Origin of the sequence: Pseudarthrobacter siccitolerans (genome assembly GCF_030823375.1) — a bacterium.
GTDB lineage: Bacteria > Actinomycetota > Actinomycetes > Actinomycetales > Micrococcaceae > Arthrobacter > Arthrobacter siccitolerans_A.
Genome location: NZ_JAUSXB010000001.1, coordinates 2289470 through 2313301, shown reverse-complemented (window position 1 = coordinate 2313301; position 23832 = coordinate 2289470). Strand labels below are relative to the sequence as shown.

Genomic DNA, 23832 nt, shown 5'->3' with positions numbered 1-23832 from the left:
CGGCCGCGTGATCGGTGTCAGCGCGGGCGGCGGCAGCGCGGTCCTGGAGCGCTTCGAGTATTCCGCCGGACCGTCCTGAAAGTCCTGGAGTTTATTGAATGCCGGCGAACAGTTCGTTCAGTTCGGCAGTCAGCTCTTTTTGCAGGGACGGCGTGCCGATTTCCTTGCCGTCGATCCGGTTTACCGGCGCCAGCATCCGCACACTCGAAATCAGCCAGACGGCGTCGGCGTCCAGGAGATCCTGCGGCTCAAGCGGGCCGTAGCCCAACTCCCAGCCGGCAGCCTTTGCCGCGGCGAACAGCGCACCCTGGGAGGTGCCGGGGAGGATTCCGCTGTCCAGCAGGGGCGTGACGAGGCGCTTTACGGGCCTCCCGTCGTCGGACGTTTTCACGTGTGCCATCAGCACGGTGGACGTGGGGCCTTCAAGGACACGGCCGTCGGAGGACGTAAAGATGACGTCGTCCGCGCCCTGTTTGTGGGCGTAGCGAAGGGCTGCCATGTTGACGGCGTAGGAGAGCGTCTTCGCGCCCAGCAGCAGCCACGGCGCGCGTTCCGCAACATGACTGTCGTAGCCGCGGTCCAGCAGGATGACGTCGATGCCCGTCTCACGCTGCCGGCGCAGGCCTGCGCCGGCAGGGGATACCTGGACCCAGGACGTGGGCGCCGGAGCACCTTCCACCCCGCGGGTCACCACCAGCTTTACTGCCAGTTCATCAGGGGCGGAGGTGGGCAGATGCCGGGACCGGTGCTCAGAGACTGCGGCGCTGATGGCGCGGCGCCACTCGTCCTCTGTGGGGATGGCCAGGTCCAGCGCTTCCGCGGAACCGGCAAGGCGGTCCAGGTGCGCCTGGATCTTCCGCACTGTGCCGCCCACAGCGTGCATGGTCTCAAAGATTCCGTCGCCCCGGGTGGCGCCCAGGTCCGTCACCAGCAACTGGGGCTGGGAAGCATCAGCAAACCGGCCGTCGGGGAAAGCAGGATCGAGGAATACGAGAACCACGTTGGCTGGAGAGGTCATGGGTCCAGCTTAGTGCGGTGCCCGCGGATAAGCTGGGCAGAGTGCCCTGGCCGGAAACCGTCCGCCGGGAGCGGAGTCTTCCGGGGGTTATTCACGTGTTGTGGCCATTTTCGCTTGCCGGCACCGCGCCGATGTGGGTGGTGGTGCTGCTGGGCGTCGCCGACCTGGTGATCAGGGTGCTCGCCGTAGGCATCATTCCGGGCAACCGGCGGCCCACCACCGCAATGGCATGGCTGCTGGGCATTTTCTTTGTCCCGTTCGTCGGCATCATCCTGTTCCTGCTGTTCGGCAACTTCAAGCTGTCCAGCCGCCGGCGGCAGCAGCAGCAGGATGTCAACGACAGGGTGCGGGCCGGTATCTCGGCGCTGGCCGACGTCGAAAGCGACTACCCGGGCCCGGACTGGGTGCGGTCCGCGGCGGAGCTTAACCGGCGGCTGGGCTCCTTGCCCATGGTGGACGGCAACTCAGTGGACCTGATCCCCGGGTATCCGGATTCGATCCTTGAGATGACCAAGGCGGTGCGGAAGGCGAAGAAGTTCGTCAACGCCGAGTTCTACATCATGAGCACGGACCACATCACCGACGACCTGATGACAGCCCTGGAGGAAGCCGCGGAGCGCGGGGTGGAAGTCCGGGTGCTGTTTGACCACATTGGCACCCTCCGAGTGAAGGGCTACCGGAACCTGCTCAAACGGCTCCGGGCCGGAAAAATCCAGTGGAAGCGGATGCTCCCGCTGCTGCCCATCCACGGCCAGTGGCGCCGGCCGGACCTGCGCAACCACCGCAAGATCATGGTGATCGACGGCGAAGTGGCCTTCACCGGGTCGCAGAACCTGATTGAGCCCTCCTACAACAACCCCCGGCACCGGAAAGCCGGCCGCGAATGGGTGGAGCTGATGGCCTGCCTGCGCGGGCCCATCGTCACCACCCTGAACGTGGTTTTCGCCACCGACTGGCTGAGCGAAACCGACGAGTCCCTGGAGCACCAGCTGCAGCTTCCGACCAACCCCCACCCCGGCAACGTCACCGCCCAGGTGGTGCCCAGCGGCCCCGGCTTCATCACCGAAAACAACCTGCGGCTGTTCAACACCCTCATTTATTCGGCCCAGCAGCGGATTTCCATCTGCAGCCCGTATTTCGTACCGGACGATTCCCTGCTCTATGCCATCACCACTGCCGCCCAGCGGGGTGTGGACGTGGAGCTGTTCGTCTCGGAGAAGGGCGACCAGTTCCTGGTCCACCACGCCCAGAGCTCGTACTACGAGGCCCTGCTGGAGGCCGGCGTCCGGATCTACCTGTACAAAGCTCCCTTTGTGCTCCACGCCAAGCACTTCACCATCGACGACGAGGTTGCGGTGCTCGGCTCCAGCAACATGGACATGCGCTCGTTCTCGCTCAATCTTGAAGTGTCCGTGATGCTGCTGGGCGAGGACATCGTCACCAAGATGCGCGCGGTCGAAGACACGTACCGGGACATTTCGCACGAGCTCAGGCTGGCCGACTGGCTCCAGCGGCCCCTGGCCAGGCGGTACGTGGACAACGTGGCCAGGCTGACGGCGACGGTGCAGTAGAAGACCGTGCAGTAGAAGACGGTGCAGTAGAAGACCGTGCAGTAGAAGACGGTGCAATAGAAATAGGGTGCTTTAGAAAGTGCAGTGCAGCGGCTAGCTTTCGGGGAACTGTGTGCCCAGCGTCGAGAGGACCCCAAAGGCCTTGGTGCGGATTTCCTCGTATTCCTCGTCCGGCACTGAATCGGCCGTAATAGCACCGCCGACGCCGAGGGTCAGTTCCGAGGTTCCGTCGCCGCCGGCATTGATCACCAGGGTCCTGATGGCGACGGCGAGGTCCGTGGCGCCATTCAGCGAGAAGTAGCCGATGGCGCCGGAATAGAGCCCGCGTGCTTCGCCTTCAAGCCGGTCCAGGATGGCCATGGTGCTGATCTTCGGCGCGCCGGTCATCGAGCCGGCCGGGAAACAGGCGGCCACCGCTTCGGCCCGGGACGATCCGCGCTGAAGCTGTGCGTCGATGGTGCTCACCATCTGGTGGACGGTGGCGTAGCTTTCGATGGCACAGAGCCGGCTGACGGTCACGGAGCCGGGGACGGCGAAGTGGCTCAGGTCGTTCCGCAGCAAATCCACGATCATGATGTTCTCGGCGCGGTCCTTCAGCGACGTCTCAAGCTCTGTGCGCAGCGCGGCGTCTTCAGCCGGATCGGAGGCGCGGCGGCGGGTCCCCTTGATGGGTTCGGCGCGCATGCCGCCGTCGGACGCTATCTTCAGGAAGCGCTCGGGCGAGGTGCTCGCTACGTGCAGGCTGCCGAGCCGAAGGTAGCTGGCAAAGGGCGCCGGGTTTTTCCGGCGCAGGGCCAGGTAGGTCTGCCACGGGTCGAGCGCGGCGGCCGGAATCCGCGCTGACAACGTGGTGGTCAGGCAGACCTCGTAGGTGTTTCCCTCGGCTATTTCGTGCTGGGCGGCGGCGATTTTCTCCCGGTATGCCGCACCGTTATCGCGGCTTGTGAATGCGGGCGCGTCCGGAAGTACGACGCCGTTGCTGCCGCTGGCCTGGGTGCCAAGGCCCCCATGGGCTCCGGCAGCCTGGGCGGCGGGGCTGGCAGCTGTTTCGACAGCGGTGCGGGCATCTTCCAGCCATTCATCGGCGTCCGGAGCATCGAGGGCCAGGAGCCAGGCCGTGCCTTCGGCATGATCCAGGACCACTGCCCTTCCGGCGAAGATCAGGGCTGCGTCAGGGGTGGAGGCAGAATGGTCAGTTCCGCCGGTTTCCCGTTTGAGCTCGTAGCCAAGGCAGCCGAGCCAGCCCAGCGTGAATTCGCCGGGGTACCCTTCCGGGGTGCTGACTGCAGCGTCTCCCCACACGGTGTCGAGCCAGCGGAAGAAGGGGCCTGCCACCGTGGCTGAGGCGCAGCCCGCCTCGATCCTGCTGTAACCGGAACGGTGCGTCACGGACCGGCCCAACAAGCCTCCGTTGTCGGCCATGATGCTGAAGCGGCTGCGCTCAGCGGCTGCAGGTCTTGCCCGGTCCTCACGGACGTGGGCAGCAGAGCTGCCGTTGGAGGAGTCAGCATTGGAAGCGTCCATATTGGAAGAGTCCAGCCAGACGGCGTTGGCCGAGGCCCCATAGAGGGAACTGAACAAGCCGGCTGCGTTCGGACGGCGGTCAAGGCGCTCGGCCCGGAGGCTGAGGGCACGGCGCGCCGCGAGTTCGGGGGACAGGGTGGGGGCCAGGGCGGGAAGGTACGGCAGGAGCTGCAGCACGTCCGCAGGGGCGGTTCCGTCAGCGCGGTTCAGCACACGCACGTCGGCGTGCTGCGGGACGTCGTCGCCGAGCAGCCATTCCTCTTCCTGCACAGCCCACTGGTCCCAGTAGGGTTCGTAGGTTCCGCCGTCGCGGTCCAGGGCGCGGGTGCGGCGGATGTCATCCGGGGAGTCCGCCCAGATGACGGCGCTGAGCAGCGGCCTGGCGGCAGCGGCAGCCGCCCCCACCCCCTCAACGATGACAATCTCGGCGGGCAGCGTGACGCGGGAGCCGCCGTCGTAATGGTTTTCCCAGTCCCAGCTGGTCCAGGTGGCCGCCTCGCCGCGGCTCAGGGGTTCCAGGACCGTGGCCACGTAGCGGTGGATGCCCGCCAGCAAGCCGTTCCATCCCGGGTAGATGTCCTCGAGGTGGAACAGCGAGACCTTGTGGTGGGCGCGCAGTCGTGCCGCCAGTTCGACGGCGAGGGTAGTTTTGCCAGCACCCGAGCGCCCGTCGACGGCGATGATGACGGGGGCTGGGCTCATGGATTAGAGCGTACCGTTATCCCTGCCGGGCTTTCATGTCTGCGAGCTGGCCCTGCTGGAGCAGGCCCTGCAGCAGGCAATGCTTATAGCCTAGGCCTGCCGCTGGAGCTGGGCGTTTCTAAGGACAGCCCCTTTGATGTAGTCCAGCAGTCCGGGCAGGGCAGCGTGGACCTCGTGCCAGACGGTCTCGAAGTCGGCTTGCCCGCCGTACCAGGGGTCCTCAATGCCTTGGTCCAGCAGGTCTTTGTCCGCCAGCCGGGGATCGAAGCTGCGGAGCATGCGGATCTTGTCCCGGGACTCCTGGTCCGGGGCGGACTCGCTGAGCCAGGCGTGGTGGTCGATGTCCAGGGCCAGGATCAGGTCGCGTTCCCGGAACCACGCGTGCTGCCACTGGCGGGCAATGTGCGTGTTCGACGTGAGCTGTGTTGCGCCTAAGCGTCGGGCCGCTCGAGGGTCAATCGGCCGGCCGGCCTCGTAGCCGGTGGTGCCTGCGGAGTCTACGGTTACCAGTTGGTCCAGCCCTTCGCGTTCCAGCGCGGCGGTCAGCATCAGCTCGGCCATGGGGGACCGGCAGATGTTTCCGGTGCAGACGGCGATAACTCTGTATGGGCTCGACGCTGAGTTCATATACTAAGCATGCGTGCTAATACACCCTGTTGGCTAGCGGCAGGTCCGCAAAGCTTGACCCTTTTGTAAAGATGGTGTGTTTTCCCGTCACATAGCCTTCGGGGGGCGGATGGAACACGGGGAAGCTAGTGGAGGAGGGCCAGCAGGATACCCACGGCCACAAACAGCACGCCGAATGACCGGTTGAGGACCAGCTGGCCGCCAGGGCTGCGGGTGAACCGCTCAAAGGACCTGGCGGCGGCCGCAAAGAAGAACCACATCACCAGGATGTCGATGGCCACGATCGTTGCCGTCAGTACTGCGTACTGGGCAAGGAGGGGAAGCTCCGGCCGGATGAACTGGGGCATAAAGGCGAGGAAGAAGATTATTGCCTTTGGGTTCAGCAGGTTTACCCAGAACCCGCGCCGGAAGATGGACCAGGCGGGCTCGTTCCTCAGGCCGGCAATTTTCTCCTGCTCAAGGTCCGGCTTGGCGAGGAACTGCCTGATACCCAGATACACCAGGTAGGCAGCCCCGGAGTATCGGATGACGTTGAAGGCAACGGGCGAGCTGGCCACCAGAACTCCCACGCCGAGCGCAACGATCACCACGTGGATCACCAGTGCTGCCTGCTGGCCGAGGATTCCCCACATGGAGCGCCGGAACCCGGCGTTCAGTGAATTGCTCATGGTGTTGATGGCCCCTGCGCCGGGGGTGAAACTGATCAGGACGCCGGCGCCGGCCAGGGCGAGCCAAAGGGAAAATTGCACCAGCCAAGTTTAGTGCCGCATTCACCAGAGGGTTGCCACGGGGTCGAAAGCCTGCAGGTCTTCATCTGCGGTAACGAGGGTAAGTCCCTCCACCATCGCCTGGGCAGCGAGCATGCGGTCGAAGGGATCCTTGTGGTCCCAGTCCAGTTGTCCTGCCGCCACGGTATGAGGCGACGAGACCGCGAGTTCAGAAGCGTAAAGATGGGCAACCTGCCGACCAAAGCTCATGACGATCGCCGCTCCGGAGGGCAGTTTTCCTTGGCGGTGCTTGTATGACAGCTCATAGGCGGTGACCGGCGACACGAAGATTTGGTTTTCCAGCTTGCTGATGGAACTCCTGGCTTTGCTGGAGAGGCGCTTCGGTTCCGCAACCGCCCACAGGAAAACGTGAGTATCCAGGAGGAGCCGCATCATTCCGCGGCCCCCATCTCCTCGTCGCTCCAGGGCTCGTAGAACTCATCAGGAATGCGCAGGGGGCCCAGGAAGCCCAGCTCCCGTTTATGGGGACCGTCGATTTTTACCAGCCGGGCGACAGGCCTGCCTGCTTTGGCAATCACCACATCCTCGCCGTTTTCCACCTGGTTCAACAGCTCAGACAAACGCGTTTTTGCTTCCTGGACGTTGTACTGTCCCATGTTGACCAACCTTACTTGGTCAACCTCCACCATGTAAGGTTCCGCCCAGTATTCATGGCCGCCGTAGTAGCCCATGTGCCCGAGGATATTCCCTGGCAGCAGTCCCCTGGCAGACCGCAAAGTTGTTATGTGGATATCGGTAATGACGCTTAAACGGCCTAAGCCCGCGCGATGACCTCGCCGTTGGGGATCAGGAACCAGCCGTCGTCCGTGGATCCCCAGCGGTGCCAGCCGGCGGAGATCCTGGCCAGGTCCGCGGGGTTGGCGAATCCGTATTCCAGCGCCTGCTCGGCGAACGCCGAATGAAGCACACGCTCGCCCCAGACGCGGGCCTGCCAGCGGCGCTGCTGCCCGGTGGCGTAAAGCCAGTTGCTGCTGGTGGGCGCGACGTCGGTGAATCCCGCCGACTGTGCCCAGCTCACCAGCCGCCGCCCGGCGTCGGGCTCTGCTCCGTTCCTGCGCGCGATGCGCTGGTAAAGCTCCATCCACTCGTCCAGCTCAGGGATGGCCGGGTACCAGCTCATGCCATGGAAGTCCGCGTCGCGCACGGCGACAATCCCGCCGGGCTTTGCCACCCTGCGCATTTCCCGCAACGCCTCAACGGGATCGGTCAGGTGTTGAAGCACCTGGTGGGCGTGCACCACATCGAACGTTTCATCCTCGAAGTCGAGATCGTAGATGTTGCCGGCAACGAACTCGACATTCGCCACCTCGCGCTCCACGGCGAGGGCCGTGGCCTGGGCAATGATGTCCGGCGAGCGGTCCAGGCCGATGACCTTGCCGGGGCTCACCAGTGCGGCGAAATCGCAGGTGATGCTGCCCGGGCCGCAGCCGACGTCGAGCAATTCCGTTCCGGGCGTCAGGTGCGGCAGGACAAAGGCGGCCGAATTCTCGGCGGTCCTGGCGGCATGGGCGCGGACCACCGACTCGTGATGGCCGTGCGTGTAAACGTCGTCTTCGGGCTGCTGCGCACTCATAAGCAAACGCTACCCCCAACCAGGTCGCGCCAAGTGTCGTTTTGCCCCTTCAAAACGACACTTGGCGCGACTTAGTTGGGTGCGGTGGAGGAGGCCGGTGCGCCGGCGGGTTCTTCCCGCGCCGCCACCGTGGCTTCCACCATGGCTGTCATAAACCGGGTGACCGTTTCCAGTTCTTCAGGGGAGAAGGTGGCCAGTGCGCTGCCCATCCGGCGTGAGAGCGGAGCGAAGATGGCGCCGCCCTCCTCGAAGGCCTTGGGCGTCATTCGAAGGTGGACCTGCCGGCGGTCGGAGCTGTCCCGCTCCCGCACTACATGTCCGGAGCTGTCCAGCCTGTCAATCAGGGCGGTGGTGGCCGGGGAGCTGAGGTTCAGTTCTTTTCGCAGCAGCCCGGGCGTGACCGTGCCGCCATTTGCGGTGTGGCGCATGATGACTGCCAGCGCATTCAGGTCCGTCCGGTGCATGTCTTTCCGGCCGCCGGCCGCATCCACATACCGGTTGGCTTCGAGCGTGAACTCCTGAAGGAGCCGAATCAGCGGGTGCGGGCCCCTGCCTTGGGGAGGCCCGCCTTGCGAGGGGTTCCCACCCTTCCGGGCCCCGGCCCCCGGGGGAGGTGCGGGTGCGGCGGGGGCCTTGTTGCCTGCCACGTCTACCTCCTCATTCCTGCTTCGAACAGAGCGCTCCAGCGCCCGGCCGTACTGACGGATATTACTTCAGGCGCGGGAACCTCTCTGTATTGGATCAACTGAAGAAAAGCTAGGCCAGCACTTATCTCTATGGTGGAGATACTCTAGGATGGAATCAAGTCTACTCCCGTCGCTGTCCGGAAGGCATCATGAAATCCCACTCCCCCGCCAAGGAGCGCGTCCCTTTCTGGCTGCGCTGGCTCGTCCCCGTTATCCTCGTGCTGGCCTGGCTCGCGCTCGCGGGCGTTGGCGGACCCACGTTCGGGCGCTTGGACGAGGTCTCCTCAAATGACCAGGCATCATTCCTGCCAGCCAGCGCCGAAGCCACCGCCGCCCAGGACTGGCAGGCGAAGTTCCGGGATTCCGACGAGGTGCCCGGCGTTATCGTCCTGGAAGCCGACGAAACCCTGAACGCGGTACAGCTTGGCGGGATCGCCAGCCTCCGCAATGATCTGGAAGGTCTGCAGGCGGGCAGTGCGGTGATCGGGCCCATCCCCTCAGGGGACGGGAAGGCCGTGCAGTTCATCGTGCCGATCGACTCGTCCAAAGAGGTGAAGGAGGTTGTCCGGGAGCTGCGCGATACGGTCGCGCAATCGGCCCCGGCGGGCATCAAAACCTATGTCACCGGTCCTGCGGGGCTCGCGGCTGACCTGACGGCAGCCTTCGCCGGCATTGACGGCATCCTCCTGCTGGTGGCGCTGGGGGCCGTGTTCGTGATCCTGCTGGTTGTTTACCGCTCACTCCTGCTGCCCATCGTGGTGCTGCTGACCTCGGTCTTCGCCCTGTGCGCGGCCATCCTGCTGGTCTTCGGCATGGCCAAGGCCGGGTGGATCCAGCTCAACGGGCAGAGCCAGGGCATCCTGTCCATCCTGGTGATCGGTGCTGCCACGGACTACGCCCTGCTGTTTGTGGCGAGGTTCCGGGAGGCCCTGACCCACACCACCAACCGCACCGCCGGTGTGCTCACAGCCTGGAAGGCCTCCTTCGAGCCCATCCTGGCATCGGGCGCCACCGTGATCATCGCCCTCCTGTGCCTGCTCTTCTCCGACCTGAACTCCAACAAAGCGCTGGGTCCCGTGGCTGCGGCGGGAATCCTCTGCTCGCTGTTCGCCGCCCTGACCTTGCTTCCCGCCCTGATGGCACTCCTGGGCCGGGCCGCATTCTGGCCATTCCGGCCCAAGCTCGTCCCGGCTGACCAGCGTGAACCCGAGCTGGTCACCGGACTCGAGGGCCAGAAGGGCTTGTGGCGTGCCACCGGCTCCCTGGTGTCCCGGCGGCCCCGGACCGTCTGGGTGGCTTCGGTCCTGCTGCTGGTGGTTGCGGCGAGCGGGCTGCTTCAGCTGAAGGCAAACGGCGTCCCGCAGACGGACGTTATCCTCACCGCCTCCAACGCGGTGGACGGCCAGGACGCGCTGGCGCGCCATTTCGACGCGGGCAGCGGCAGCCCCGCCGTCGTGGTTGCCGGCCAGGGCAAGGCGCAGGAGGTGCTGGACACGGTGAAAGCGTCCGACGGCGTCGGCGAGGCTTACCTGCTGGCCCAAGGTTCGGTGCCCATCACCGGAGCCCCCGGTGCTCCCAGCGCCCCGGACGTCCGTGAAGGAAGGGTGCTGATTAACGCGACCTTGAAGGACGCCGCGGATTCGCTGCAGGCCGAGGAGACCGTCAAAGCCCTCCGCACGGAGGTGAAAGCCGTTGACCCGGGTGCACTGGTGGGCGGTGTGACGGCGACGGCGCTGGATACCAACACCACCGCCCAGCGCGACCTGGTGATCATCATCCCGGTGGTCCTGGTGGTGATCCTCTTGATCCTGATGCTTCTGCTGCGCTCCATTGTGGCGCCGGTCCTGCTGGTGCTCTCGGTGGTGCTGTCCTACGGGGCGGCCATGGGCGTCTCCGCCTTCGTTTTCAACAACATCCTCGGCTTCCCGGGTGCAGATGCCACGGTTCCGCTGTTCGGCTTTGTGTTCCTGGTGGCGCTCGGCGTGGACTACAACATCTTCCTGATGAGCCGGGTCCGCGAGGAATCCCTGAAGCACGGCACCCGGCCCGGCATCCTTCGCGGGCTCGGTGTAACTGGCGGCGTGATCACATCCGCCGGCGTGGTCCTGGCCGCAACGTTCGCCGCGCTGGGCGTCATTCCGATCATGTTCCTGGTGCAGCTGGCGTTCATCGTCGCTTTCGGGGTGCTGCTGGACACCATCCTGGTGCGCTCGCTGCTGGTTCCCGCACTGGCCTATCACATCGGTCCGCGCATCTGGTGGCCCGGCAAACTGGGCAGGCCGGAACACGACGCCGCCGTGCAGCGGGAGGCCGGAGCCGAACCCCTTGAAGAGGTGGCCAGCCGCTAGCAGTCACCCTTGCTGCCTCCACCACTCCACGGTGGCGGCAGCAGCCTCGGGAAGAGGCGTCGGGGCGAGGCCCAGAGTCGCTTCGGAAAGCGATGAATCCATCACGAATGGCTTCTCGAACTGGTAAAGCGTCTCGGCCAGCTCCCGGGCATCGGTGGAAAAGATTCCGCCCGCCCGGAGGATCCAGCCGGGCAGGGCGCGGACCTTTGGTCCAGGCTGGCCGGCCGCCGCTGCGAAGGCGTGGGCGAGCTCCCGCTGGGTTATCGCGGGCCCGGTAGGCGCGTGCCATACAGAGTTCCAGGCTGAGGGCATACCGGCGGCCGTGATCATTGCCCTGGCCAGGTCCGCGACGTACGTGAATGAGTGGGGTTGCCGGGCGCTTCCCACTACGCTTACGTTCCTGCCCGCCAAATTGGCGCCACGATGCGTTCGCCGCCGTGCGCCATCCGGACGCGGGGCCCGAAGAAGTCGCCGGCCACCACGCTCACGGTTGGCGTGGCTGAGGCTTCGCGCGCCTGCAGCAGCTCCGTCCGCACTCCGCGCTTGCCGCCCGCGGCGGCCCTCAGGCTGCCTTCCGTCATGACGCGGTGGGGTTCGCTGTAGGAGTAGAGACTTTCGGGAAATACGACGACGGCGCCCGCCTCCTGCGCCGCCTCCATCACCGCCTGCTCCGCCGCAGGCAGTTCTGCCTCCCATGCGGCGGCCGTGTAGGCGGAGCCGTGGATGCAGTGGAAGACCGCGCCCGCGCCCGCGAAGACTTTCCGCAGCTGGGAGGCGTCCCTGGCGTCGCCCGCAACGCGCTCCACCAGCGGGTGCGTGGGTCCGCTGCCGGAACGGGTCAGGACGCGCACCCGGTTGCCGCCGCCGGCCAGCTGCCCGGCGACGGTCCAGCCGACGGGCCCTGCTCCGGTCACCACGAATGTCTTCGACATTTTTCCTCCTGGCAGGCTGATGGTGAGAGCGGTGCTCTCAGGATCAGCATGGGGCGTGGCGGTTGCAGAGTCAAGAGCAGTGCTCTCTTTTGCTTCCACTGCTCTCAGGTTGTGGCATGCTGAAGCTGTGACTGAACGGGAAAAGGACGCAATGGCGCCGGCTGGGGAACGCCCCGCGAGCTGGACGGCTCGGACGCCGCAGCCCGGTTCGCTGCAGCCCGGTTGGCTGCAGCCGGGTTCGCTGCAGCCAGGGACGCCACGGGAGCGGGCCCGCGCCCGGACTGTCGCGGACATTGTGCGGCTGGGCCGGCAGCATCTCGCCGTCCACGGGGCCGCTGCTCTTTCGCTTCGCGCCGTCGCCAGGGACCTGGGGGTGGTGTCCTCCGCGGTTTACCGGTATGTGGAGAACCGCGACGAGCTGTTGACGCTGCTGCTGATCGACGCCTTCGGAGAACTCGGCGACGAAGTTGATGCCGCGGTGGCCGCCGTTCCGGAGGGTGACCATATGGGCCGGTTTTGCGCGCTGGGCCGGGCCGTCCGGGCGTGGGCGCTGCGTGAGCCGGCCAGTTATGCCCTCCTTTTCGGCAGTCCAGTGCCCGGGTATGAAGCCCCCGCGGAGCGGACCACCGGGCCCGGCACCCGCGTGATCGTCACGCTGGTAGGGATCCTCGACGCCGCGGCACGCGCCGGCCGGCTAATGGTCCGGGAGCAGGGCGTTGCGGCCATTCCTCCGGCACTTGGATCGGACCTCTCCGCGATCCGCTCGCAGTTCAACCTGGATATTTCCGGGGAGCTGGTGGCGCGCGGGGTCCTGGTGTGGAGCGCAATGTTTGGGGCGGTGAGCTTCGAGGTCTTCAACCAGTACGGGCCGGACACCTTCTCCGCCCCGGGTGAGCTTTTTGACTATCACCTCAGCGTTCTGGCGGGCGTGGCGGGGTTGCCTGGGCAAAGCTCCTGAAGGTTGAAGCCTGCCCTGTTGGCGGAAGTTCGGGCTGGTTAGACTGCAAGTGCGCCCGCATGGACGCGGAACTCAAAGGAGAGATGCACCATGACCGAGAATCCGGAAACCTTTGGCGAGGAGCCCCGCAAGGGAAGCAGCGCCCCGGGACTGGAAGGTGAGGGCGGGCAGTATGTGGACGGCGACTACGGTGATGCCGGCACCGTAGGGGAGCCTGCCGAAAACCTTGAGGACGGCGAATACCCGGATGGCGACTACGGCGAGGCCGGCACCGCAGGCACCGCCGGCACCGCAGGCACGGCACACGAAGCGGACGGCATCCGCGAACGGCTTACTGACGGGCAGGTCAACACCACGGCCGAGGAGCGCGGTCCGCTGCACGGCGGCACTGACAGCGACAGGTAGCAGCGCAAGCAACTGATAAAGAAAGCAGCCCGGCGGAGCGGTTCTCCAACAGCGAAACGGAGGGCCGCCGTCGGCCTTTAAGCGCAGAAATACAAGGAAAAAGGGAGCCGCATCCTGCTGCAAAAGTGGAAGTTGAGCGTACTACGCTCAAGTTTGGTTGACATTGTCGGCGCCGTGAGTAAAGTTGAGTGCAGAACGCTCAATCATTCGGGCGCCAGCAAGTTTCCAAGGAAAGAAGGAAGCAACACATGTCACGTGCAGTAGGTATTGACCTCGGAACCACCAACTCCGTCGTCTCCGTTCTCGAAGGTGGCGAGCCCACCGTTATTGCCAACGCCGAGGGTGGCCGCACCACGCCGTCGGTCGTTGCATTCTCCAAGTCCGGCGAGGTCCTGGTTGGCGAGATCGCCAAGCGCCAGGCCGTCAACAACATCGACCGCACCATCGCCTCCGTCAAGCGCCACATGGGCACCGGCTGGAACGTCGCGATCGACGACAAGAAGTACACGCCGCAGGAAATCTCCGCGCGTATCCTCATGAAGCTGAAGAACGACGCCGAGTCCTACCTGGGCGAAAAGGTCACCGACGCCGTCATCACCGTCCCGGCCTACTTCAACGACGCCGAGCGCCAGGCCACCAAGGAAGCCGGCGAAATCGCGGGCCTGAACGTCCTGCGCATCGTCAACGAGCCCACCGCCGCGGCACTCGCCTACGGCCTGGACAAGGGCAAGGAAGACGAACTCATCCTGGTCTTCGACCTCGGCGGCGGCACCTTCGACGTCTCCCTGCTGGAAGTCGGCAAGGACGAGGACAACTTCTCCACCATCCAGGTGCGCGCCACCGCCGGTGACAACCGCCTCGGCGGCGACGACTGGGACCAGCGCGTTGTTGACTACCTGCTGAACCAGCTCAAGGTCAAGGGCATCGACCTGTCCAAGGACAAGATCGCCCTGCAGCGCCTCCGCGAAGCAGCCGAGCAGGCGAAGAAGGAACTCTCCTCCTCGACCAGCACCAACGTCTCACTCCAGTACCTGTCCGTCACCCCCGACGGCCCCGTCCACCTGGACGAGCAGCTGACCCGCGCCAAGTTCCAGGACCTCACCAAGGACCTGCTCGAGCGCACCAAGAAGCCGTTCCACGACGTGATCAAGGAAGCCGGCATCAAGCTCTCCGACATCAACCACATCGTGCTCGTGGGTGGCTCCACCCGCATGCCCGCCGTTTCCGAACTGGTCAAGGAACTCGCCGGCGGCAAGGAGCCGAACAAGGGCGTCAACCCTGATGAGGTTGTGGCCGTTGGTGCAGCCCTCCAGGCTGGTGTGCTGAAGGGTGAGCGCAAGGACGTCCTCCTGATCGACGTCACCCCGCTTTCCCTCGGCATCGAAACCAAGGGCGGCGTGATGACGCACCTGATCGAGCGCAACACCGCCATCCCCACCAAGCGGTCCGAGACCTTCACCACCGCTGACGACAACCAGCCGTCCGTGGCCATCCAGGTGTTCCAGGGCGAGCGCGAGTTCACCCGCGACAACAAGCCGCTGGGCACGTTCGAGCTGACCGGCATTGCTCCGGCTCCGCGCGGCGTTCCCCAGGTCGAGGTCACCTTCGACATCGACGCCAACGGCATCGTCCACGTCTCCGCGAAGGACAAGGGCACCGGCAAGGAACAGTCCATGACCATCACCGGCGGCACCGCGCTCTCCAAGGAAGACATCGACCGCATGGTCCGTGACGCCGAGGAGCACGCAGCCGAGGACAAAGCCCGCCGCGAGGCAACCGACACCCGCAACTCCGCCGAGCAGCTCGCCTACTCCGTGGACAAGCTGATCGCCGACAACGCCGACAAGCTGCCTGAAGAGGTCAAGACCGAGGTCCAGACCGACGTCGACGACCTCAAGAAGGCCCTCGAAGGCACGGACGACGCCGCGGTGAAGGCCGCCTTTGAGAAGCTGCAGGCTTCCCAGGGCAAGCTGGGCGAGGCCATCTACTCGCAGGCCGGTTCCCCGGACGGCGCAACCGGTGCCGCAGGTGCTGAAGGTGCCGCCGCGGGCGGAGACAAGGCTGCCGACGAGGACATCGTCGACGCCGAGATCATCGACGAAGACGAAGCGAAGAAGTAACCATGCCGCATCACGGTAACGAGGAAGAGCACAACACGTCACCCCGTGAAGAGCACCTCCAGGATCAGCAGGGCAACGGCCACCAGGAACCGGTCATCCGGGACAATCGCAAGGTTGACCCGGTGACCGGCCAGGCCCGGCACCCCGAGGGCGGTCACGCGGAAGGCGGCAACACTGCCCCCGGCGCCGGTTCCGAGGATTCCGACGGCGACGCGCTGGCCCAGGCTGAGGAGATCCTCAACGGAATCGATGTGCCGGCTGAGGAATCGGTGGCCCAGGGGGTCCCGGCAGGGACCAGCAGTGCTGAGGCAGCCGAGCTGAAGAACGACCTCCTCCGCCTGCAGGCCGAGTACGTCAACTACCGTAAGCGCGTTGAACGCGACCGGGCCGTGGCAGGGGAGATGGCCGTCATCGGCGTCCTGAACTCGGTGCTGCCCGTCCTGGACGACATCGACGCAGCCCGCCAGCACGGTGACCTCGCCGATGGTCCCTTCGCCGCGATCGCCACCAAGCTGGAGAACGCGCTGAAGACCTACGGCCTGGTACGCATTGATGAGACCGGCGTGGAGTTCGATCCCACCATCCACGAGGCCCTCATCCAGCAGCCCGGCGAGGACATCGAAGTTGACACCGTCAGCCAGGTGCTCCGCTCAGGCTACAAGTCAGGCGACCGCGTCCTCCGGGCCGCGCAAGTCATCGTGGCGGTCCCTGCTTAGTCCGGGTTGGCTCGGCGCTACGCCGGATAGGGGGCGGTGCCCGCTCCGCGGTGCCCTCCACACCGCCGCCCCCTATCCGGCCTCCGCACCGGCGGTCATCTCGCCTAAGGTGAGGTAACCACAAAGCTCGCAGCGGTACAGGGGCCCCGGGAGTGGCATCGGGCCTGCCGGAGCGTGGTGGCTTGGTCCGCGAGGACCAAGCCACCACGCGTAGGGGCGGGGGCCCCTGTACCGCGGAGAGCTGTTCGTTACCCATGCAGCGCGTAGAGCTTTAGCAAGTAAAGACTGAAAGGAAACGCCATTGGCTAGCCAGGATTGGGTGGACAAGGATTTTTACAAGATCCTTGGTGTTGCCAAGGACGCTTCCGACGCCGACATCAAGAAGGCCTACCGGAAGCTTGCGCGGCAGCATCACCCTGATACCAACTCGGGGAACACTGCTTCCGAGAAGAAGTTCAAGGACATCTCCGAGGCTTACTCAGTACTTTCCGATCCCGAAGAGCGCCAGCAGTACGACGCCATCCGGGCAATGGGCGGCGGAGCCCGCTTCGCTCCCGGCGGTGCCGGTGGCGGCAACGGCGGCTTCGAGGACATGTTCGGCGGCCTGTTCACCGGCGGCCCGGGACGCCAGCCAGGCGGGTTCAGCCCGGCAGGCGGAATTCCGCCCGAGTTCGCAGACCTGTTCGGCGGCGGCTTTGGGCAGACGGGCTTCCAGCGCGCCCCGCAGAAGGGCGCGGACCGCACGGCGTCCACCAGCATCTCGTTCGCCGGGTCCATCCGCGGCACCACCATTGGCCTGCGCGAGCCCAGCGGTGAAGTCATCGATGTCCGCGTTCCCGCCGGCATCAAGGACGGCCAGAAGGTCCGGGTACGGGGCAAGGGCCAGCCCGGTCCCGCCGGCAACGGCGACCTGGTGGTGACCGTTTCGGTGCAGCCGCACGCGTTCTACACGCGCGACGGCGACAACCTCCGCATCCACGTCCCCGTCACCTTCCCGGAGGCTGCCTTGGGCGCCGACATCGAAGTGCCCACCATCGAAGGCGAAAAAGTGCGTGTGCGCGTTCCGGCCGGGACGCCGTCGGGCCGTACCTTGCGGGTAAAGGGCAAAGGCGTGAAGACGTCCAAGGGGACCGGCGACCTGCTGGTGACGATCGACGTCGCCGTTCCCAAGAACCTGAACAAGGAAGCCGAAGCTGCGGTGAAGGCCTTTGCCGAGGCGACGTCCGGAGCTGACGTCCGAGAGGGCCTGGCCGCCAAGGCCCGGCTTTAGTGACGGATGAGCCGTGGACATCAACTCAGACCAGCCCATCTTCGTGATCTCGGTGGCGGCTGAACTGGCGGACATGCACCCCCAGACGCTGCGGCAGTACGACCGGCTGGGCATCGTTTCGCCCAGCCGCGCGCCCGGCAAGTCCCGCCGCTATTCGCAAAGGGACGTCAACATGCTGCGCGAGGTGCAGCGGCTCTCCCAGGAGGGCGTCTCGCTCGAAGGCATCAAGCGGATCCTGGAACTCGAAAACCAGGTTGCCGCCCTGCAGCGCCGGGTTTCGGAACTCGCCGAGGAACTCAGCCGGCGCCCGCAGCCGTTCGATTCGCGGATCTTCGCGGCGGGCGCGGCGGGCGACGTGGTGAGCCTGGCGCGCGGGCAGCGCCCCCGGCCGCGGTCGCAGGCTGTGGTGCTGTGGCGGCCGCGGGCCATCGGGCAATAGGTAGCGGCTTAAGCAGGCCGGCCGAAATTCGAGTACCCACTACTCGTGACGCTTCGGCCCCCGGAAACTTGAATGGAACCACTGCTGGATCAGCAGCAGTGGTTCCAAGTTTCTGGGGGTTTTTATGTTTAATGCTCAAAGCAAGGGCCGGCCGTGAGCCCGGGGATGGAAGGCGTGGCCGCTTTCAGCGGCTCGATTCCCGGGCAGATCCTGCTGGCCATCGGCCAGACAGTGGTGGTGATATGCGTGTGCTTCGACATGGTGCGTGCCCTGTCCGTGCCCCGGTCCCACCGGCGCTACGTCGCCAGCACTGTCTTCCGGACCCTCGCCATTCCATCCATCATTGCCAACGGGGTAACCGTCCTGATTGCCCTGGTGCTGGCGTCCTGGATTGATGTGGTGATGGGGATGTTCGTGCTGATGGCCATCATCTTCCGCCTGCACCACGACAAGGACGAGGACAACTGGTGGAAGGGCAAGGGCAAGAAACTCGCCCGCTGGGCCCGACGCCAGCTCTCCGGCCGGACCGCCGCCGCCCCTGCCATGGGGTAACCCTGTGATGGGGGCGACGCCGGTCCCCGGTGCTTATCCGTTGATGACCTGCGGTACCCCGAGGGCCTTGAGGCCTTCAACCCCGAACTCGAGGCCGTAGCCGGACTGCTTGGCGCCGCCGAACGGGATCCGCGGGTCCACGGCGCCGTGCTTGTTGATCCAGACGGTGCCGGCCTGGATGCGCGCTGCGACTTCGCGGGCGGCGTGAAGATCGGACGACCAGACCGAGGCGCCGAGCCCGACGTCGAGTGCGTTTGCTTTCTCCACGGCCTCGTCCACCGTGCTGTAGCGGATGATGGGCAGGGCGGGACCGAACTGTTCCTCAGCCACCAGCGGGTTGTCATTGTCGATGTCCGCTACGAGGGTGGTGGGGTAGAAGTAGCCGGGCTGACTGGTATCCGGGTTTCCGCCGAGCAGGAGGCGGGCGCCCGATTCCCTCGCGGCGTCCACCAGGTTGGCGACGATGCTGTACTGGGCCTTGTTCTGCAGCGGGCCCAAGACGTTGTTCTCGTCCAGGCCATTTCCCATGGGCATCGCTTTGGCGACGTTAGTGAGTTCTTCACAGACGGCGTCGTAAATGTCGGTGTGGACGTAGAGGCGCTTCAGGGCTGCGCAGGTCTGTCCGGTGTTGATGAAGGCACCCCAGAAGAGCCCTTCGGCGATGGCCTTGGGGTCGGCGTCCGGCAGGACGATGCCGGCGTCATTCCCGCCTAGTTCGAGGGTGAGCCGTTTGACCGTGTCCGCGGAGGATTTGATGATGGCCTTGCCCGTGGCGGTGGAGCCCGTAAACATGACCTTTCCGATGGTCGGGTGTCCGGCGAGGCGGGCGCCGACGCCCCGGCCCCCGGAAACCACGGACAGCAGGCCTTCGGGCAGTTCCTCGTTGATAACTTTGATGAGGGCGAGGACGCTTAGCGGAGTGTATTCAGACGGCTTGACCACTACCGCATTTCCCATCCGCAGGGCCGGGGCGATCTGCCAGACGGTGATCATCATGGGCCAGTTCCACGGGCCGATGGCGCCCACGACGCCGATGGGCTTGTAGTGCAGTTTGGCGTACGTTTCGCCATCGTCCACGAGTGTTTCAGGCTCAAGCGCGGTAGTGGCTGCGACGCGCAGCCAGGCGGCGCAAGCGCCGACTTCGAAGCGGGCATTAGGGCCGTTGAGGGGTTTGCCCTGCTCGCGGGAGAGCAGGCGGGCGAGCTCCTCGGCGGAGCGTTCGACGGCGTCGGCTGCTTTAAGAAGCGCGGCCGACCGGGCGTCGTGGCCCAGTGCTGCCCAGGTAGGCTGGGCTGACTGGGCGGCGGCGACAGCCTCCTCAAGGTGCTCGAGGGTGTGGATGGGTGCCTCGCCCACTTCTTCGCCGGTTGCCGGGTCGAGGATGGTCCGGGTAGGGCCGGATGTGGGGGAGATGGACGCCAGGAGGGCATCGTAACTTTCCATGGGGTACTCCACTTCGAGTAGTCAGGCGCTTGCCGGATGGCCGGCGGGTTGCTCCCAGTCTCGTTGAGTGGGCGTCAGGAATGCTTGTCTTTTCGCGCAGGACCGTTGACGTGGAGGGAACGGGATCCGGGCAGCCGGGCATGTTCTATTGGCTGCCGTCTGAGTGTCAGTGGTGTGTAGTCGCAGGGCCCCGCATTCCGCTATAGGCCGCGACGACCCCTACGAGGAAAATGACCACGGCGAGGTAGATCAGGCCGAGATGCCCAAGTGTGGCCAGGCCCCATGGGTAGTGGGCGGGGAGGGCCACGGCGAGTCCGACGACCGGGACGATGACGGCTGTGACGAAGGCCCAGCGTTCTCCGCGGCGAACTCCGTACCATGACAGGCCTGCGACTGCCAGTCCCGTCGCAGCGATGAAGCCGCTGAGCGCGATGTGCAGGTGGCTGATGTAGTGGTACAGCTGCGGGCTGAACGCTTCGATCTCCGCCTTGCCCTTGTCTACTTGGTCGGAGCCGATGCCCAGCTCAAGGAAGGCGTCCGTGAAGTTCATTATTAGGAAGATCACGGCGTACGCCACGAAGGCCAGACCGGCCAACGTCATGAGAGCGGCTCCTGTCCGAACGCGGGACTGCTTCCGCTCGGGAGTTTGGATGGTGGACACGGCCACTACTTCCTTTCTTATTCAAATGGATACTTGAATAAGAACCCCGGGACGGTAGGCTTGTCAAGAGATCTCTTGAATAGGAGGCGTAAGTGGGTGACCAGCAGGATAAAGAGGCACTCTTCGACGGCTTGGTAGAAGCTGCCAAGGCGTTGGGGAACGGCAGGAGGGCGCAGCTGATCGATGTCCTCGGGCAGGGGGAGCGGCCGGTTGACGAGCTGGCCGCAGAGATCCAGCAGAGTATGGCCAATACATCCCAGCACCTCCAGCGCTTGCTGCGGGCTGGCCTTGTCTGCTCCCGACGCTCGGGGACGCGGATCTACTACTCCCTTGCCGGCCCGGCGGTGGAGCGGCTATGGCGGGCACTTCGGGAGACAGCCGAAGTGCACTCGGGGGAGTTGGACAGTCTCGTCCATGCCTACATCGGCGATCGTGCCGGCTTGAGCATTATCAGGCGCGACGAACTGCTGGTGCGGCTGCGGCAGGGGGACGTCGTTGTCCTGGACGTGCGCCCGCAGCCAGAGTACGACGCCGGACATATCCCGGGTGCGCTTTCCCTGCCCGTCTCGGACCTGAAGTCGCGGCTGCATGACGTTCCTTCGGGGAGCGAAATCGTCGCCTACTGCCGCGGACCTTACTGCCTGTATGCGGACGAGGCCGTGCGGCTGATCATGGACGAAGGGCGGCCCGCCACAAGGCTCGAGGAGGGCTTTCCCGAGTGGAAGGCGGCAGGGCTCCCGGTAGAACACCCGGCCTGAGCGGCTTCCACTCGGTCGGCCTTCCTCACAGTCGTGAAAGAAGTCTTAAAGAAGGGAAGATCAGTAGCTGGCGGGGGTTTCGACAGGCTCAACCACCGGGCTCTTGGGGATGTACCTGGCCGCGAGGGCTTCGGAGCCGCGGGCGAGGAGGGCGACGTCGGCGCCCACCAGGATGAAGTTGGCGCCGTGGTCCAGGTAGTGGCGGGCGGTGTCCGGATTGAAGGCGTTGACGCCGGCGGGTTTGCCTGCGGCTTTGGCAGCCGCGAGGCAGTGTTCGACGGCGGCGCGCACCTCGGGGTGTTCCTGCTGTCCCAGCAGGCCCATGGACGCGGCGAGGTCGGAGGGCCCGACGAAGATCGCGTCCACGCCGTCGACCTTCAGGATGTCCGCCACGGAGTCCACGGCCGCCGTCGACTCAATCTGCACGGTGACGCTGATGGTCTCACTGGCCCGGGGGAGGTAGTCCGGCACCCGGTTCCAGCGGGCGGCCCTGGCCAGGGCGGACCCCACGCCGCGGACGCCCTGCGGCGGATAGCGCGTGGCGGCCACGGCCGCCTCGGCCTCGGTGACGGAGTTGACCATGGGGATCAGCAGGTTCTGGACGCCGAGGTCGAGGTATTGCTTGATGACCACGGTGTCATTGACCGGAGGACGGACCATAACCTGGACCGGGTAGCCGTTGATGGCCTGGAGCTGGGCGAGGATGGATTCGAGCCCATTGGGGCTGTGCTCGGCGTCCACCAGCAACCAGTCCAACCCGGACCCGGCGCAAATTTCTGCGACCAGCGGGTTGCCGGAGCACACCCACATCCCTGCCAGGGGCCGGTTGGCTGCAGCTAAGGCATCCCGGAATGTGTCGTCTACTGGAAGCGGCATGTCACAGCTCCCAGGGGTCCGTAGTCGGCGTGAATGGTGTCGCCCTTGTACACCCAGAGCGGCCGGGTGAAGGATCCGGCGAGGATGATGTCCCCGGCCTTGAGTGCATCGCCGTGGGCGGCGATTTTGTTGGCCAGCCAGTGGACGCCGTTGGCGGGGTGGTCCAGGACGCCGGCGGCGACGCCGGTTTCCTCCACGGTCTGGTTTTTGTACAGGATGGCCGAGACCCAGCGGAGGTCCACGGCGTCGGGCTTGACGGGGTTGCCGCCGATCACCATGGCGCCCATGGCGGCGTTGTCGGAGATGGTGTCCACTATGGTCCGGCCCTCCATCTCGATCCTGGAGTCCAGGATCTCGAGGGCCGGGACCACGTAGTCGGTGGCTTTCAGGACATCGAAGATGGTGACGCCCGGGCCCTTGAGCCCGTCCTTGAGCACGAACGCCAGCTCCACCTCCACCCGCGGGTGGGTGTACTGGTCCCACTCCACTGAGCAGCCGGTTTCGAGGACCATGTCATCGAAGATGGCGCCATAGTCCGGCTCGGTAATGCCGGTGGCGTCCTGCATTGCCTTGGACGTGAGGCCGATCTTCCGGCCCACCAGGGTCCGGCCGGCCTCCTCATTGCGGCGGCGCCAGAGCTGCTGCACGGCGTAGGAGTCCTCCACTGTCATGTGCGGGTAGCGCGCCGTCAGCCGCGGCACCGGCGTCCGGCTCCGACCTGCTTCCAGCAGTTCGTCCGCGATGGCCTCGATCGTCTTGGCATCCAGCATGGCTACAGCTGCGCCCCAAGCTTGAAGCCCTCAGCCCCGGCTGCTTCACTCGGCCGGGTGTAGGAGAAGCCATCGGCGCCCACGGTGACTGCCATTTCGCTCTTCTCCTCACGCACGATCACGGGCTGCGGGTTGCCGTCCAGGTCCAGGACCAGGGAGGCCTCGGTGTACCAGGACGGGACCACGGGGTTGCCCCACCAGTCGCGGCGCTGGTTGTCGTGGACGTCCCAGGTGATGGTGGGGTTGTCAGGGTCGCCCGTGTAGTAGTCCTGGGTGTAGATCTCGATGCGGTGGCCGTCGGGGTCAAGGATGTAGAGGTAGAACGCGTTGGACACGCCGTGCCGGCCGGGCCCGCGTTCGATCCGGTCGCTGATGCGCAGGGCGCCCATCTTGTCGCAGATCTGGATGATGTTGTGCTTCTCGTGCGTGGCGAACGCGACGTGGTGCATGCGCGGGCCGTTGCCGCCGGTGAGCGCGGTGTCGTGAACAGTCTGCTTCCGGTGCATCCACGCGGCGTACGTGACGCCGTCGGCATCCTTGATGTCCTCCGAGACACGGAAGCCCAGGTCCTCCAGGTAAGCCCGGCCGCGGGGGACGTCCGGGGTGACCTGGTTGAAGTGGTCCAGGCGCACCAGTTCGCCGGCGGAGTAGAGGTCGTAACGCTGGGTGAGTCGCTCCACGTGCTCCACGTCGTAAAAGAACTCGTACGGGAACCCGAGCGGATCCTCCACGCGGACGGAGTCGCCCACACCCTTGGTGAAGCCGCCGATGCGGCGTTCGGTCCGGCAGCCGAGTTCCTTGTAGTAGGCCTCCGCAGCGTCCACCTCCGCGGGGGACTTCACCCGGTATGCGAACGCGGCCACGGCCGCGATGGGTCCCTTGCGCAGCACCAGGTTGTGGTGGATGAACTCCTCCAGGGTGCGGAGGTAGATGGTGTTTTCGTCTTCTTCGGTGACGTGCAGGCCCAGGACATCCACATAGAACTCGCGGGACTTGGTGAGGTCCGTGACCACGATCTCCATGTAGGCGCAGCGGACAATGTCCGGGGCCGGAACAGAAGGGGTGGGAACGAAGTTGGTCATGGTGTGCTCTCTT

At 65.5% G+C, this 23832-nt stretch carries 23 protein-coding genes and 1 pseudogene; 10 read left to right on the top strand and 14 right to left on the bottom strand.

Annotated elements, in window-relative coordinates:
- Window positions 1–91: 91 nt before the first annotated feature.
- Window positions 92–1018, bottom strand: coding sequence for an aminodeoxychorismate lyase (locus tag QFZ36_RS10845; protein WP_306636341.1), 927 nt, complete (start codon window positions 1016–1018; stop codon window positions 92–94).
- A 131-nt stretch (window positions 1019–1149) separates the two neighbouring features.
- Between QFZ36_RS10845 and cls the strand changes: the two genes are divergently transcribed.
- Window positions 1150–2589 (top strand): cardiolipin synthase, encoded by a 1440-nt coding sequence (gene cls, locus QFZ36_RS10840; protein ID WP_306639180.1) that lies wholly within the window; start codon window positions 1150–1152, stop codon window positions 2587–2589.
- Between the two features lie 93 nt (window positions 2590–2682).
- Here the strand turns inward: cls and pabB are convergent, their stop codons facing one another.
- From pabB to QFZ36_RS10805, 7 genes are all read right to left on the bottom strand, one after another.
- On the bottom strand, window positions 2683–4815 hold the full coding sequence (pabB, locus tag QFZ36_RS10835; RefSeq protein WP_306636339.1) for an aminodeoxychorismate synthase component I: 2133 nt from the start codon (window positions 4813–4815) through the stop codon (window positions 2683–2685).
- A 90-nt stretch (window positions 4816–4905) separates the two neighbouring features.
- Window positions 4906–5442, bottom strand: a complete 537-nt coding sequence (locus tag QFZ36_RS10830) for a low molecular weight protein-tyrosine-phosphatase (RefSeq protein ID WP_306636337.1) — start codon at window positions 5440–5442, stop codon at window positions 4906–4908.
- A 125-nt stretch (window positions 5443–5567) separates the two neighbouring features.
- The gene (locus tag QFZ36_RS10825) at window positions 5568–6191 is read right to left on the bottom strand and encodes a LysE family transporter (RefSeq protein ID WP_306636335.1); all 624 of its coding nucleotides are present in this window, start codon (window positions 6189–6191) and stop codon (window positions 5568–5570) included.
- A gap of 21 nt (window positions 6192–6212) precedes the next feature.
- Window positions 6213–6605 (bottom strand): type II toxin-antitoxin system VapC family toxin, encoded by a 393-nt coding sequence (locus QFZ36_RS10820; RefSeq protein ID WP_306636333.1) that lies wholly within the window; start codon window positions 6603–6605, stop codon window positions 6213–6215.
- A complete protein-coding gene (locus QFZ36_RS10815; RefSeq protein WP_306636330.1) occupies window positions 6602–6901 on the bottom strand; it encodes a type II toxin-antitoxin system Phd/YefM family antitoxin in 300 nt (99 codons plus the stop codon). The genes QFZ36_RS10820 and QFZ36_RS10815 overlap by 4 nt, the downstream gene beginning before the upstream one ends.
- 83 nt (window positions 6902–6984) lie before the next feature.
- A complete protein-coding gene (locus QFZ36_RS10810) occupies window positions 6985–7803 on the bottom strand; it encodes a methyltransferase domain-containing protein (protein WP_306636328.1) in 819 nt (272 codons plus the stop codon).
- A 71-nt stretch (window positions 7804–7874) separates the two neighbouring features.
- On the bottom strand, window positions 7875–8339 hold the full coding sequence (locus QFZ36_RS10805; protein WP_306639178.1) for a MarR family winged helix-turn-helix transcriptional regulator: 465 nt from the start codon (window positions 8337–8339) through the stop codon (window positions 7875–7877).
- Between the two features lie 299 nt (window positions 8340–8638).
- Here QFZ36_RS10805 and QFZ36_RS10800 point away from each other — a divergent pair, with 299 nt between their 5' ends.
- The gene (locus QFZ36_RS10800; protein WP_306636326.1) at window positions 8639–10837 is read left to right on the top strand and encodes an MMPL family transporter; all 2199 of its coding nucleotides are present in this window, start codon (window positions 8639–8641) and stop codon (window positions 10835–10837) included.
- Window positions 10838–10840: 3 nt separating this feature from the next.
- On the opposite strand, the pseudogene QFZ36_RS10795 reads toward QFZ36_RS10800, so the two are convergent.
- Window positions 10841–11769: pseudogene (locus QFZ36_RS10795) on the bottom strand (NAD-dependent epimerase/dehydratase family protein).
- 127 nt (window positions 11770–11896) lie between these two features.
- Between QFZ36_RS10795 and QFZ36_RS10790 the strand changes: the two are divergent.
- The 7 genes from QFZ36_RS10790 (at window position 11897) to QFZ36_RS10760 (ending at window position 18229) form a co-directional block, all read left to right on the top strand.
- Window positions 11897–12727 (top strand): TetR/AcrR family transcriptional regulator, encoded by an 831-nt coding sequence (locus QFZ36_RS10790; protein ID WP_306636324.1) that lies wholly within the window; start codon window positions 11897–11899, stop codon window positions 12725–12727.
- Window positions 12728–12817: 90 nt separating this feature from the next.
- The gene (locus tag QFZ36_RS10785; protein WP_306636321.1) at window positions 12818–13132 is read left to right on the top strand and encodes a hypothetical protein; all 315 of its coding nucleotides are present in this window, start codon (window positions 12818–12820) and stop codon (window positions 13130–13132) included.
- Window positions 13133–13380: 248 nt separating this feature from the next.
- On the top strand, window positions 13381–15252 hold the full coding sequence (gene dnaK / locus QFZ36_RS10780; RefSeq protein WP_306636319.1) for a molecular chaperone DnaK: 1872 nt from the start codon (window positions 13381–13383) through the stop codon (window positions 15250–15252).
- A gap of 2 nt (window positions 15253–15254) precedes the next feature.
- The gene (locus QFZ36_RS10775) at window positions 15255–15968 is read left to right on the top strand and encodes a nucleotide exchange factor GrpE (RefSeq protein ID WP_306636317.1); all 714 of its coding nucleotides are present in this window, start codon (window positions 15255–15257) and stop codon (window positions 15966–15968) included.
- 301 nt (window positions 15969–16269) lie between these two features.
- On the top strand, window positions 16270–17238 hold the full coding sequence (locus QFZ36_RS10770; RefSeq protein WP_306636315.1) for a DnaJ C-terminal domain-containing protein: 969 nt from the start codon (window positions 16270–16272) through the stop codon (window positions 17236–17238).
- Between the two features lie 13 nt (window positions 17239–17251).
- Window positions 17252–17677 (top strand): heat shock protein transcriptional repressor HspR, encoded by a 426-nt coding sequence (locus tag QFZ36_RS10765; protein ID WP_306636313.1) that lies wholly within the window; start codon window positions 17252–17254, stop codon window positions 17675–17677.
- Between the two features lie 165 nt (window positions 17678–17842).
- Window positions 17843–18229: a hypothetical protein gene (locus tag QFZ36_RS10760; protein ID WP_306639176.1), complete on the top strand. Its 387-nt coding sequence runs from the start codon at window positions 17843–17845 to the stop codon at window positions 18227–18229.
- A gap of 33 nt (window positions 18230–18262) precedes the next feature.
- Here QFZ36_RS10760 and QFZ36_RS10755 read toward each other — a convergent pair whose 3' ends face one another.
- Window positions 18263–19672, bottom strand: a complete 1410-nt coding sequence (locus tag QFZ36_RS10755) for an aldehyde dehydrogenase family protein (RefSeq protein ID WP_306636311.1) — start codon at window positions 19670–19672, stop codon at window positions 18263–18265.
- 166 nt (window positions 19673–19838) lie between these two features.
- Window positions 19839–20333 carry a hypothetical protein gene (locus QFZ36_RS10750; protein WP_306636308.1) on the bottom strand — a complete coding sequence of 165 codons (495 nt, stop codon included), beginning with the start codon at window positions 20331–20333 and terminating at the stop codon, window positions 19839–19841.
- A 92-nt stretch (window positions 20334–20425) separates the two neighbouring features.
- Here QFZ36_RS10750 and QFZ36_RS10745 point away from each other — a divergent pair, with 92 nt between their 5' ends.
- On the top strand, window positions 20426–21091 hold the full coding sequence (locus tag QFZ36_RS10745) for an ArsR/SmtB family transcription factor (RefSeq protein ID WP_306636306.1): 666 nt from the start codon (window positions 20426–20428) through the stop codon (window positions 21089–21091).
- Window positions 21092–21151: 60 nt separating this feature from the next.
- Here QFZ36_RS10745 and QFZ36_RS10740 read toward each other — a convergent pair whose 3' ends face one another.
- Genes QFZ36_RS10740 through hpaD form a run of 3 tightly spaced genes read right to left on the bottom strand, consistent with a single transcriptional unit; the run spans window position 21152 to window position 23819 of the window.
- Window positions 21152–21967, bottom strand: coding sequence for an HpcH/HpaI aldolase/citrate lyase family protein (locus QFZ36_RS10740; RefSeq protein ID WP_306636304.1), 816 nt, complete (start codon window positions 21965–21967; stop codon window positions 21152–21154).
- The gene (hpaH, locus tag QFZ36_RS10735; RefSeq protein ID WP_306636302.1) at window positions 21952–22737 is read right to left on the bottom strand and encodes a 2-oxo-hept-4-ene-1,7-dioate hydratase; all 786 of its coding nucleotides are present in this window, start codon (window positions 22735–22737) and stop codon (window positions 21952–21954) included. Before hpaH ends, QFZ36_RS10740 begins: the two co-directional genes overlap by 16 nt.
- 2 nt (window positions 22738–22739) lie before the next feature.
- Window positions 22740–23819, bottom strand: a complete 1080-nt coding sequence (hpaD, locus tag QFZ36_RS10730) for a 3,4-dihydroxyphenylacetate 2,3-dioxygenase (RefSeq protein ID WP_306636300.1) — start codon at window positions 23817–23819, stop codon at window positions 22740–22742.
- Window positions 23820–23832: the final 13 nt, after the last annotated feature.